Consider the following 12,414-nt stretch of genomic DNA (forward strand, 5'->3'; position numbering starts at 1 on the left):
GGTAAACCAATATATTTAATGGGATGATTCAGGTTTGGTGACTCTATCTACATACGCAAGTACCACAACCTCCTCCTCCACCGCCTCCGCCAACACCACATTGTTCAAAAATCCAACCACACGTGCCACTGTCTCTTCCAGTAGAACAAAGTGCAATATAGTAGGTGCACCAAGCCGCACCACCTACATCAAATGGACCTTTTCCTTCGCTCGTATACGAATCAATTTCTTCATCTGTTAAAGCAACTTTTAATTTTGACATATATTCTTCCTCCTTCAATAATGATAAGATTGAATCTTCTCATATATTGGTTTACCATTGTTTACTAAAAATTATAATAAAAGCGGAAGTGAGCACTTCGTTAAACTTCTTCCCCGTCATACTGGGAATGAAACGCTATTTTTCTTCTTTCTTAAAGGTGATGAGTGGCATCCCTATTTAATTAGATACATATAACAAAAACAGGGTGCATCTTTGCACCCTGGACTCTTTACCGCTTCTTTTCTTCGAGAATCAAACTTTATGGCACCTGTAACAATTTGTCTTGTGCCTCAGCAGGAATGTCTTCCCACTTTACTTCGTCATAAGATGTTACTTCGTCGTCGTTTTTCACATAAAGCATCAGGTACGCTTCTTTTCGTAACTCTCTCGTAGCTGAGAACTGTACGATTGTGTGCTTACCTGCTTCATCGATAGCAGGAAGTTCGTACCAATACCGGGATACGACTTCGCCAGAGTCAAGACGGGCCTCCTCTACTTCCACATAATCACTTATTTGAACATACATATTCTCTTTTCCAAGACGGTTTAAATCCATTGTCGCCAATGCAACAACCGCTCCAGTAAACAGCAGGACGATAACAAGCACAACACCAATGACTTTCTTCATTTTCATGTTCCTCCTTTAACATTTGTAAAAATGGTTTTCTTTACACTTTGCACGGTTACAACATAATAACCAATATAAATGAGCGTATAGGCAAGCATCCATAAAAGAACCGGTACAAACAACTGAAGATCAAGCAGCTGCGAAAAGGCTGTTAAAGCAATACTCCCATGGAGCAATCCTAAAAGAAGAGGAGCAACAAACACCATTCCAACCTGATGCCGAATGCTTCGCTTCATATCTCTTTTAGATACACCTACTTTGTGAAGGATGGTGAATGCTTTCTTATCTTCTTCTACCTCTGTCATGAGCTTGAAGTAGATAATGCTTCCCATAGCGGCTAAAAAGACTAAGCCCAAAAAACTACCAACAAACATCATAAATCCAGATGATTCCATTGAGTCTCTATAATCTTGAACTGCGCTTGAGAATTGATTTATTTCAGAAGAAGAGGCTAATTCCTGAGATAGCTCTACCTTATTCTGATAATCGTCTACTTGAATCGCTTGATAGCTTTTTTCCTCTGCTTCTAAAGCATCGTATTGTGCGTCTGACAGAACAAGTGCAGTTCCACCCATTGTTCGAATATTGAAAAGAGCATCTGCATACATGCTTGTCACGTCGTAGTCATTCTCCTGCAGCTGCACTGTTTCTACATTAGCAGACCACCGTTCATCATAAAACGCATCAACGATGATCATTTGGTCATCTGCTAGTTCTTCTATTACTCCCCATTCAAGTTGGTGTGCAAGGGTTAGAAAAGTCGACTCGCTTATAACGGCATATTCCATCTCCCGGTCTCCCAGCATAACCCGTGCCGATTTACTGTCAAAAGACGTTTCATACTCAACTTGTTCCCGATCCATTTCTTGTGTGGGACCTTCCCACATAAAGGTAAAAGGTGAATACCTTTCAACATCCTTTTCAACATTGTAATACGTGCTAAAGACCGCACCACCTGCTGTAAGGATTGTGGCACTCAATGTGGCAATAATGGTTAATGTAAGCGCGTTTCCTTTGATTCGATAAAGCAATTGCGATACGGTCAGTAAATTCAACCCACTCCATGTCCAACGGATTTGTCTTTTGATGACATGGAGCAAGTAGACGAGCACGCTTCGAAAAAGCAGATACGAGCCTAATACCGTCAGCCCAATTATAACGAGAGGCGTTGCAATCCCAAATTGTCTCCAAACAATAGATGTGGCAAGATCTTGCAACGCCATCCAGTATCCAGTTGTAAGGAGGAGAATCCCCATAATCGACGATAGTAGCCGAGCACGTGGAAGCGCCTCTCCCTTTTTTTCAGCATGAAACAAATCAATTAGTGCAAACCGATAAATTACACGATATCCCTGAAAGGATGTCACTAAAAATAAGACGAAAAACACCAATACGGTATGAAGAACCGCTTCAAAAGAAAACGAAAAGCTCATTGTGAAATCCAGTCCCATTAACGCCATTAGTAGAGAAAGAAAAAATTGAGATAAAACAAACCCTAATCCGACCCCAATAACAAGTGAAAGAATACCAATTGTCATATTTTCTAAAAACAGCATCCATCCAATCGTTTTCTTACGGATCCCTACTAAAGCGTAAAGAGCCATTTCTTTCTTTCGTTTCTTAATAAAAAACGAATTTGAATACAGAATAAAAATGGCGACGAAAACCATTAAAATGAAAGCAGATGCCGTAATAAGGCTACTTAATTGCCTTGACTGTTCGGATGCTGCAAGAATCTCGTCGTTGTATCGCAACGTAACAAAAGTGAAGTATACAATGATGGAAAAAATGGACGATCCAATATATAAGCTGTAGCTTTTTACATTCCGTTTCATATTCTTTCGTGCGATATCAGCAAGCGTCATCTCCATCACCACCTAAACGTGCGAGTTCATCAAGAATTGTTTGAAAGAATGCCTTTCTTGATTCATTTCTACGAATCAATTCTTTCTGTACTTGACCATCATTTATAAATAGAATTCGACGGCAAAAGCTAGCAGCAAACGCATCATGTGTCACCATCATAATTGTCGTTTCGTGGGTTTCATTTAGCCTACTCATGCTTTCAAGTAAATCGGATGCAGCTTTCGAATCAAGTGCACCTGTAGGTTCGTCAGCAAAGATGATCTTCGGATTTGTAATCATCGCTCTACACGTCGCCACTCGCTGCTTCTGTCCACCAGACAATTGATAAGGAAACTGATTAAGTAAAGAGTCAATGCCAAATGTTGTTGCAATGGCGTCTACTTTTTGATTCATTTCTTTAGCGTTCTCTTTTGCTACTGCTAAAGGTAAAAGAATATTCTCCTTAGCTGTTAATGAGTCAAGCAAAAAATAATCCTGAAAAATAAAACCTAGGTGTGTTCGCCGAAAATCAGCAAGCCTTTCCTCGTTCATCTTTGCTAGATTTTCTTCTTCAAGACAAATATCGCCTGAAGTAGGTGAATCGATTGTGGCAAGCACGTTCAACAACGTCGATTTCCCAGAACCTGACGGCCCCATTACACCTATAAATTCTCCATGATCAATCGTAAATGAAATCTGATTTAAAGCTTGGACACGCGTTTCGCCTTTTCCGTATGTTTTTTCAATTTGGTTTACAACGAGTAAAGAATCCATCTCTCTAAGCACCTCTTTCTTCTAGTTAACACTTTACCTTCCTGCTCTTAAGTCAGAATCACATGAACCTTACAAAAACCTTAAATTCATGTAAGAATGGACAGACACTGGTATGATAAAGGAAACTTTCCTCTTTTTTTTGAAAGTGAAAGGATGATGAAGATGGGACAACCTCGTATTTTAATTGTGGATGATGAACAGGATTTATGTCAGTTAATCAAAACAAGCTTGAATAAAGAAGGGCTCACACAAATCGAAACAGCAGGAAGTATAAATGAAGGCTGGAATCGTTTCCAACAATTTAAACCGGATTTGGCTATCTTAGATATCATGTTACCTGATGGCGAAGGTTACGATTTATGCAAAAGTATTCGCACCGTTTCTCGTATACCAATCTTATTCCTATCTGCAAAATCAGACGAACTTGATAAAATTCTTGGGCTGGCTATCGGTGGCGATGATTACATCACCAAACCTTTCAGTCCAAAAGAAGTAGCGTACCGTGTAAAAGCTCAGCTCCGACGTGCTGGCACGTACGCGAATGAATTCGAGCAGCCAAACGAGCTCACAGTCGGACCCTTTTCAATGAATGAGCATGAAACCGAAGTAAAAAAAGACGGTCACCTTCTAGAGTTAACCGCCAAGGAAGTAGGTTTAATGGCTTGCTTTCTACAAAATCCTAATCAAATTCTTAGTAAAGAGACGTTGTTTAGACGTGTATGGGGAGAAGAATTCTATGGCGCAGACAATACGTTAATGGTTCACATTAGACGCTTACGAGAAAAAATTGAGGAGCAGCCCTCCGACCCGCAGTGGATTACGACTGTGAAAGGGTTAGGCTACCGTTTACATGGGAACTAAGTTAACAAAAACAAGATGGAAATTAACCGGTAGCTATTTGGTTTCAATTTTAATCATTGTTTTTATTGTACTGATCGTTAATACACTCATATTGGTCTTTTTATTAATCAATCAACATACGAACAATGTAGGTGAAGGGGAACAGAACTCGGCGGAAAGGTTCACACGACATTTTAGTCACTATTTAGCGCTTGATGATGGAGAACCCATTTTATCCCAAGAAGGTCAAGAAGCGTTACAAAACTACGGAGCTTGGTTTCAACTACTCGATGAAAACGGCGTCGTTGTTGATTCCTTTTTAGCACCTGATACTGCTTCTAACAAGTACACACCAATGGATCTTGTTCATAAGTACAAGTATATGGATGATGAATTTAATACGTACTTTATTGGTGCTTTCGAATCGTTTAGTTATATTGTAGGCATTCCTTATTCCGATGATCACCGCTATGTGTTTACGGTAAATTCAGAAACCGTTGTCTCTTTTTTATCAGAGGCTTTGCTTACCATTATTCTTATTGATACGGCGATTGCTTGTGGTATTGGCCTTTTGTTTAGTGCTAAATTAACAAAGCCTATTCAAGCCATTATTGAACGAATTTCTCAACTGAAGAATCGAAATTTTAAACAGCAACACTTTAAAAAACCTGGAATCTACCATTCGGTTTTCTCAAATTTAAATGATGTTTCAGATACGCTAAAAAAACATGAAGCAGAACAACATAAGCTTGAAAAGCTCCGTAATGAATGGATTAGCAATGTATCGCATGATTTAAAAACGCCTCTTGCCTCTATTTACGGGTACGGGGAATTGTTAAAAGGCGATGATGTCTCTCAGGAGGAACGGATCGACTACGCGGAAGTTATTGAACGTCAATCAAGTTACATTCAACAGTTAATTGAAGATTTTAACTTGACGATGCGTTTACGTAGTCAACAAATGCCTTTACAGCTAAAAGAAACACGAATGGAGCCGTTTGTTCGTGAGCTAGTCATTGATGTATTAAATGAACCAGCTTATAAAGAAGCATCCATTACGTTTACAGGAAAAGCACCTCAACTCACACGTCAGGTCGATCAACACCTTCTAAAACGGGGGCTACTTAACTTTCTGTACAATGCTTTGATTCACAATAAGGAAGGGGTTTCAGTTCATGTCACTGTCACTTCTACATTTATTTTCATTGAAGATAACGGTGAAGGCATACAAGGCGATGTGCACCAGATTTTTGATCGGTATTACCGGGGTAGTAATACAACCACCATTAACGGAACGGGTTTGGGTATGGCAATCGCACGAGATATTATGGAGGCACACGGAGCAACGGTTGAATTAACAAGTCAAATAGGAAAAGGAACGAGCATCAAAATTTCGTTTGACTAGAAAAAAAGATCCGGCCTTGTTAATTACAAGGCCGGATCTTTTTATTTCTTTAAAATGACTCGGCGCACGATCCGATTCACACCTGCTATTGCCACCGTTGTTATAGCCGAAGCAAGGATTCTCCTAACCAACATATTGATCACTCCTATTGAATGGAATAGGTTTATAATTCCCTGAAAAACGGCGTATAAACATCAACCCTATTCAACAGGTATGTACTCGCTAAATAAACGAACGATTACCAATAATTATTTAGTTTTATTTTATCTCATAACGGTTATGGATGGATACCGTCGGAACGCATAACGAACAATGTGAGTAGACAGCATCCAGTCGTCGTTCCATTCCTGATTCGGTTCTATGTGCTTACTAGGTAAATGTAGTTTAACAATCATACATCCTAGAATATTGACGCAAAGGAAGAGATTGTACATGAAAACAAGCAAAGGACACATAACCATCGTATTCATTCTATTTGCTATAGGCGGCTCCGTTCTAACTGGTATTGCTGGAGTTGGACTGCTCTATTTAGCTCGATGGATTTTACATGATCAACTATTCGAATCTATTTCGTATGTAGGAGCCTTTTTTGTAGCAGCCTTACCCGGCTTTATTGGATCTCTATATTGGGCTTATTTTTTCATAAAAAAAGAAAAACGAGAAACCAAACACTTAGATGATGGGCATCGTCATAACGAATGATGACACGTAAAAGATGCTGGGACATAACTAGCTTCTAACTCCAAAAAAAGATCTCCCTCACTTGAAAAATTATGAAGAAGATCTTTTTTAAACCTCATGTTTGAGATTAGGCGACACCGCCGCCCTAACGGCGGTGTATTTCCTCATGTTCACAGAGAAGTGATGCACTTATTTTTTTACAAATACTTGGCTAACAATATCTATTTTTTTAATTAATTACAATGGTGTTTATTACACATGATTTAAAAGCAGCTCGCTACCTGTCTGGTCGATAGATCATACTAGAAAAAGGGGAAGTCACTAAGACACTTTCTTCATTATCGGCTTTAAAGTCTTTGAAATGGACGCAATGAAACCATGCTTTAAGATTATTAAGTTTATAAATATATAACTTCTCCTTTTTTACACTAATTTTTAAACAACTTTACAACTTAGCTCCTTTTCTGCGATCGTTTCATAGACAAATTGTTCTAAAGACCTTCCCTTCATTTCAGATCGTAATTCATTTAAACTTGACTGAATTAGCAGGGAACCTTTCTGTAAAAAAATAACCGAGTCAGCTAGGTCTTCAACAAAGGAGAGCGTATGAGTTGATAGGATAATTGTTTTTCCTTGAGCTTTAAGTTCTTCTACCATACCCTTCATTCTCACAACCCAATAAGGGTCTAAACCGTTGGTCGGTTCATCCATGAAGATTAAGGAAGATTGACGTAAAAGGCATTGGGCAAGGTTTAAGCGTTGCTGCATTCCTTTTGAATAATGTTTAATCGGCGTTTTTAATTCGTTCTCCAAGCCTACTTTTTCCAACATCTCTACTATTTCTCCTGATTGATTAGCTGAAAGTTCACCAAGAAAAGACAACGTTTCACAAGCTGTTAGCGTATCAGGAAATGCAAGATGATCAGGCATATAAGAAATACTTTTTTGGTATAGAGCAAGTATGCTTTTTACTTCTTTCCCGTTAAACAAAAGTGTCCCTTCGCTAGGTGAAATCATCCCCGTCAGTAAGCTTAATAGAGATGTTTTGCCTGCACCATTACCACCACAAATAGCATTCACTGTCCCGCGCTTAAATGAGACATTAATTGGATGTAAGCGATTCTTTAATGCAAGTGAGTTTGCTTGTAATACAAGTTGTTCATTCATTTATGTTCTCCTCCGTAAGTGAAATAAACCAATTAGCACTGGGAGACTTATCCAAACAACCGCACATCCAATAATAAGAATAATTCCTGACACAGATTGGACAAAAGCTGTAAACTGATAAAGCGAGGGTCCAAATACAACGCCTCCATCCATTATCATAATAACTAGAACCCGTACGAGCTGGATTGGATTTAAAGCGACGACTAAGGTTAAACCCCATTCAAATACATGAGGAGGGATGGAGCGTATTAGAAATAAAATCAAAAAATCGTAAAGCAAAACAAGGAACGCCCAACTCGCAAGCGCTATCGAAATCGCTTGAAAACGCGTTTTTGATAAAATACCAATACATGTAGCGAGCGGTGTAAGCAAGACAATTAAAGAAACTGAAAGCCCATAAAGAATAAGAAAATCTTTGATAGGTAACGTAGCTGCAAATAAAGCTGCAATGAGAGAGGCTAGTCCATAACCAAGGCTCAAAACCGCAATAAGTACAAGGCTTAATGAAGAGACCCTAGCCAACAAAAGCACGAGCGGTGAGATCGGATAGGTTAGTACAAGAGACATCCACCCGCTTTCCTTTTCATTGGCATTATGAATCGAGCCTAGCAATAACACAAGTAAGGGGAGCAAGTACAGATTGACATTTAATAAATGAATTACTGCTCGATTAAACCCGTCATAGTATCCCTCAAAATCTGTACCTGTTATGAGATAACTACTGGCGATAAGACCCATTAACAAACTAAACCCAATGAGCAATCGATTTCTCGCATACTGAATTAAATCGAAACGGATAAATTGAATCCACTTCATTTAGAAACTGTTCCAATCGTGTGCTTCCAATTCGCCGTAAAGCAAGATTTCACCTGGTTCATACGTTTCCACGTAAGATTCGGCTGCTTCTACTGTTGAGAAACTGATGACTCCATTGCCCATTGGTGTAACGATATCTTTATGATAAACAAACGCCCCTTCTGTCATATCAAACCATTCTTGTGTGTCGTAGCCGTTTGCATAGGCTGTATGAAAAGTAGGAGCTAAGTCAGGATTTTCAATCATAAATTGAACAAGACAACCGATATCATCAAATTTTTCTGCGGTTCCATCTTCCATCACGATTTGAGTAGCTGCTTGCACGTTATGAATACCCATGTTGCAGATGATGCATGTATCAACATCGTGAATATCATGAGCATCCGTTGAAACGTGGTTGCATGCTGATAAAGCAAGCCCTAATAAAACAGTGGCGATCATTCTTTTTTTCATTTCTTTCCCTACTTTCGGACAAGAATTAGTAATGTTAAAGGAATGGAGAGTAGGAACATAGCGGCAATGAGGTAAGGAAGTGGTTCCGTTCCTCTCTCTTCTTTTGTTGCTAGGACAGCATTAGTGGCCTCACTAAGTGGAAATCGATCGAGAATGGTTCCTCGTTCAGCTGGCAACCATTTTTCTGCAGCAGTCCATAGTGAAATACCTGGGCTTTCAAACAGAAATTGATTTTCCCTATTTCCTTCTAACAAACGGTCATAGAAGGATCTTGCTTCAAATGGAACGCTGCTTATTATATTGTCATTCGTTGGCCTAAACAACTGCTCGTCCCAATAATTCCCCACCGCTCCATTGTCCAATGAGATAGAGACAGACTGATTCCCATAAGTTGATAGAATATTGCTAATGACGCTATTCTCGGAGAATACGAGTCCTTTATTTTCTTTAGACCACGTTAAAGCCATCTGATTCCCCGTTATTAGATTTTTTTGAATGGATGTGTCAATCGTATCTTCAATGTAAACTCCAACATTGTTACGGGAAATTTCATTCTTTTTAATTGTAATCCCTTTGGAATTGTAAATCATTACACCAAAGCCATTCCAATCATACTGATGATTAAATACATTTTCTTCAAAATGAGCATTTTCCGTGTCCATAATCATCAAACCATTTACATTCTGTTCGAATTGATTTCTTGTCCCATATACATTTGAACTAAACATCAGATGTGTCGCATAACGGGAGTTTGTAACAACATTGTCTTCAATAACTGCACCAGACAATGAATCTAAATAAAACCCATCTACAGCATTTGTAACGTGATTATCTGCTAGAAAGACATCATCTGAAGCATATAGTTCAACTGCGCCAAGACCATGAGCTCGTTGTTCCAAACCTTTCCCTTTGAACTCGTTACCGGTAATCGTCATTGACGGACTGCTGTTACCACGGATACCAGACCCAATGAAGTGAACGTGGTTGTCAACAAAGGTGAAATTAGCCGCGTCTTCAATTTGAATGACAGGCTCAGGCTCATTCGAGCGCATGTGACTATTGGTTTCAAGTTGTTGATCAAAATGGAATCCAGATACACTTACCTCATCCCCAGTAATTCGAAGTAGACTCTCATCTTGGTTTCCTTGAATGAGCGTCCCCTCTTCAGCAATAAGCGTTAACGGTTTATTCACCTCGATTGGCACTTTGTAAATGCCAGCTTCAACATGAATCGTTTCATAAGGGCTCGCATTTTTTATTTTTTCATTAATGTCTGTAGCACCATAGACATTTGGGGATTTTACGAGAAAAACAAGTATTAGTGTAAGCACAACGAGGAGGTTTTTAATGACTGTGGCTTTCCTCATCCTCATGGTCGTCTCCTTCGTCGCCGTGCCCTTCACCATGACCATGATCGCCTTCTTCACCTTCGCCATGGTGCATCATACCACCGTGACCACCACTTGCCCGGGCTTCGGCATCTTCTTTTATCTGATCCCAGCTACTTAATTCTCCATCGCTGTCCTCTACATATGAAGTCGCCTCGTCTTCGGACTGAAAAAAGGCATAATGGTAACTCATTTGTGTTTCTAAATTCTCATCATAAACGACGGTTGATTCGCTTTTTTGAATCCACTCATTTGTTGTAAAATCTTTAACCCATGCTTCTGAAAACGGCTCAGATGCTTCCGCTTCGGCATTCTCTAGGCAGCCTGAATCGTCAAAGAACAATCGTTCGCCGTCTGCTGTAATAGCTTGTGCGGTAAACAATGCTTTTGGATCATCTCCGTGTGGAATTCCCATCTCACAATAGATACAAATGTCTTTAGTCGTTGGTTCTGTTGGAACCGCTGCTTCAAGATTGTCCTGCTCTTCCTCATCATGCTCGTGGTTTTCCGACTGTTGTTCTTCCTCCGGCACTTGATTAGAGGACGTGTCGTTCGGTTCTGATGATTGACAGGCCTGCAAGAGCGAGGCAGAGATAAATAAAGTCGAATAAAGTGCAACATACGTTTTTTTCAATTGTTGTCCCTCCATATGTACGTTTCGTTTATTAGTGATGATGCTGGCTTTCTTCTACATCATTTGACGATCCATCTGAATCTAAGAACGCTTGAATGTCTTCTTCAGCTACTTCGCCTGAAACAACCATTTTTTTCGGCATCACATGCATATCTCTCGCGCTAACATGAGTTTGGACTAGATAGATTGCGTCCTCCTCAAATGTATAGACGACGTCATAAGCGCCTTCTGCCTCGTGTTCAGCCTCCAGCAGGACACCATCATTGCGCTCACCGTCTTTCCAAATCTCGAATACGACTTCGAAAGCGTCTTCAACGGTTTCACTTCCTTGCGTTAGTAAAACGCTTAAATCCATTTCTTCGCCAACCTCGACCGTTTCCGGTGCTTGAATGTCTGCTTGTACAATTTCAAGCAAATTGCCAGCGTGTTGCTCCTCGCCTGATTCATCCCCACATCCAACTAAAAGAGCTAGAGCACTAAAGGGCACCAGCAGCGGTGCAAATTGTTTCACTATCAATACCTCCTATTTTTACGTTTATTTAAAGTTGAGACAGAATGGCATATGGTCCTTTGGACACTTCGATCTCTTTTTCTACCTTCATAGTAGAAGCATCCACAACCGAAACAGAATCACTGTCGAGGTTCGTAATAAAAAGTTTGTCATCCTGCATCATCATATAATTGGGGTTTTGTCCAACTTCGATCGTTGCAATCACTTCTTCGCTCTCAAGACTGTACTTTTTTAGTGTATGGTCTCCATGAGAAAGGAAAAAAAGATGTTCGTTTCTTTCATCCGCTTCAATCGCAATTGGCATGAGACCAGCTTTTACTTGCTTGATTTGTTTACCTAATTCAGGATCATACACACTAACCTCTCGATTCAATTCACCTACCTTGCCATGACCACCAAGCCATAGATGTTGCCCATCAAATAGTAATCCTGTGGCATTTTCTTCAACAGGAAAACGGGAAAGGATCGTTAAATTAATCAGGTCAATAATCGCTACTTCATTCGATTGGGTACTAAGTACAAACACTCGTTGCCCTTCTTCATCAATCAATAAATCAGAAGGATAGGCACCAATTGCAATAGACTTAGTAATTGTTCCTGTCTTACCATCAACTACTTGAACAGCGTTTTGATGTGTATCGGATACAAACACGCGCTTTTGTTGCTCACTCACAACGATTTTTGTCAAGCCTTGACCAATTTCAGAAAACGGTCGAATTGTGTGCGCCTCTAAATCAAATAGATACAACTCTTCTTCTAGCTGGTTCGTACCAAGAATAGTGCTCTCGTCAAGCTTGGCCATATACGTAAACGACTGATTCAATTTTTCGCTACCAATGACTTCATAGGTTTCTAAATCAATAAAAGAGAGGACAGGTTCTTTCGCGTGACTAACGACAGCAAAGGGATCTTCTGTCGTCGGTACCGACACCGTTGCATACCCACAACCTGAAAGGACACCCAAAGCAATAAAAATGACTAGGAGAGCTTTTTTTGATTTAGCCATCTTG

At 39.8% G+C, this 12,414-nt stretch carries 15 protein-coding genes; 3 read left to right on the forward strand and 12 right to left on the reverse strand.

Annotated features, from left to right (window positions below; translation table 11 throughout):
- Positions 1-43: 43 nt before the first annotated feature.
- The 4 genes from gccF to BK583_RS11280 all read right to left on the reverse strand — a co-directional run bounded on the left by gccF (position 44) and on the right by BK583_RS11280 (position 3,509).
- The gene (gccF, locus tag BK583_RS11265; protein ID WP_038479632.1) at positions 44-262 is read right to left on the reverse strand and encodes a glycocin F family RiPP peptide; all 219 of its coding nucleotides are present in this window, start codon (positions 260-262) and stop codon (positions 44-46) included.
- Positions 263-521: 259 nt separating this feature from the next.
- Positions 522-890, reverse strand: coding sequence for a YxeA family protein (locus tag BK583_RS11270; RefSeq protein ID WP_055735220.1), 369 nt, complete (start codon positions 888-890; stop codon positions 522-524).
- A 2-nt stretch (positions 891-892) separates the two neighbouring features.
- On the reverse strand, positions 893-2,755 hold the full coding sequence (locus tag BK583_RS11275) for an FtsX-like permease family protein (protein ID WP_055735219.1): 1,863 nt from the start codon (positions 2,753-2,755) through the stop codon (positions 893-895).
- Positions 2,742-3,509, reverse strand: coding sequence for an ABC transporter ATP-binding protein (locus BK583_RS11280; RefSeq protein ID WP_038479623.1), 768 nt, complete (start codon positions 3,507-3,509; stop codon positions 2,742-2,744). The genes BK583_RS11275 and BK583_RS11280 overlap by 14 nt, the downstream gene beginning before the upstream one ends.
- 162 nt (positions 3,510-3,671) lie before the next feature.
- On the opposite strand from BK583_RS11280, the gene BK583_RS11285 reads away from it, so the two are divergent.
- Together BK583_RS11285 and BK583_RS11290 are read left to right on the forward strand one after the other, a co-directional pair.
- Positions 3,672-4,370 carry a response regulator transcription factor gene (locus tag BK583_RS11285; RefSeq protein WP_055735218.1) on the forward strand — a complete coding sequence of 233 codons (699 nt, stop codon included), beginning with the start codon at positions 3,672-3,674 and terminating at the stop codon, positions 4,368-4,370.
- A complete protein-coding gene (locus BK583_RS11290; RefSeq protein ID WP_055735217.1) occupies positions 4,360-5,754 on the forward strand; it encodes a sensor histidine kinase in 1,395 nt (464 codons plus the stop codon). The genes BK583_RS11285 and BK583_RS11290 overlap by 11 nt, the downstream gene beginning before the upstream one ends.
- 263 nt (positions 5,755-6,017) lie before the next feature.
- On the opposite strand, the gene BK583_RS21300 is transcribed toward BK583_RS11290, so the two are convergent.
- On the reverse strand, positions 6,018-6,149 hold the full coding sequence (locus tag BK583_RS21300) for a hypothetical protein (protein WP_269083155.1): 132 nt from the start codon (positions 6,147-6,149) through the stop codon (positions 6,018-6,020).
- A gap of 37 nt (positions 6,150-6,186) precedes the next feature.
- Between BK583_RS21300 and BK583_RS11295 the strand changes: the two genes are divergently transcribed.
- Positions 6,187-6,456: a hypothetical protein gene (locus BK583_RS11295; protein WP_055735216.1), complete on the forward strand. Its 270-nt coding sequence runs from the start codon at positions 6,187-6,189 to the stop codon at positions 6,454-6,456.
- Positions 6,457-6,870: 414 nt separating this feature from the next.
- Here the strand turns inward: BK583_RS11295 and BK583_RS11300 are convergent, their stop codons facing one another.
- From BK583_RS11300 to BK583_RS11330, 7 genes are read right to left on the reverse strand one after another with little or no spacing between them, the layout of a single operon-like run.
- On the reverse strand, positions 6,871-7,602 hold the full coding sequence (locus tag BK583_RS11300) for an ABC transporter ATP-binding protein (protein WP_055735215.1): 732 nt from the start codon (positions 7,600-7,602) through the stop codon (positions 6,871-6,873).
- Positions 7,603-8,418, reverse strand: coding sequence for an ABC transporter permease (locus BK583_RS11305; RefSeq protein ID WP_055735214.1), 816 nt, complete (start codon positions 8,416-8,418; stop codon positions 7,603-7,605). It lies immediately after the preceding gene.
- Positions 8,419-8,871: a nitrous oxide reductase accessory protein NosL gene (locus BK583_RS11310; RefSeq protein WP_052007579.1), complete on the reverse strand. Its 453-nt coding sequence runs from the start codon at positions 8,869-8,871 to the stop codon at positions 8,419-8,421. It lies immediately after the preceding gene.
- Between the two features lie 8 nt (positions 8,872-8,879).
- Complete coding sequence (locus BK583_RS11315; protein WP_055735213.1) at positions 8,880-10,238, reverse strand: right-handed parallel beta-helix repeat-containing protein; 1,359 nt, start codon at positions 10,236-10,238, stop codon at positions 8,880-8,882.
- Positions 10,216-10,893: a nitrous oxide reductase accessory protein NosL gene (locus BK583_RS11320; RefSeq protein ID WP_055735212.1), complete on the reverse strand. Its 678-nt coding sequence runs from the start codon at positions 10,891-10,893 to the stop codon at positions 10,216-10,218. Before BK583_RS11320 ends, BK583_RS11315 begins: the two co-directional genes overlap by 23 nt.
- A 31-nt stretch (positions 10,894-10,924) precedes the next feature.
- Positions 10,925-11,404, reverse strand: a complete 480-nt coding sequence (locus BK583_RS11325) for a FixH family protein (protein ID WP_055735211.1) — start codon at positions 11,402-11,404, stop codon at positions 10,925-10,927.
- Between the two features lie 28 nt (positions 11,405-11,432).
- Positions 11,433-12,410, reverse strand: a complete 978-nt coding sequence (locus tag BK583_RS11330; RefSeq protein ID WP_055735210.1) for a YncE family protein — start codon at positions 12,408-12,410, stop codon at positions 11,433-11,435.
- Between the last annotated feature and the right edge of the window lie 4 nt (positions 12,411-12,414).

The organism is Shouchella oshimensis, from assembly GCF_002019765.1.
GTDB lineage: Bacteria > Bacillota > Bacilli > Bacillales > Bacillaceae_D > Shouchella > Shouchella oshimensis.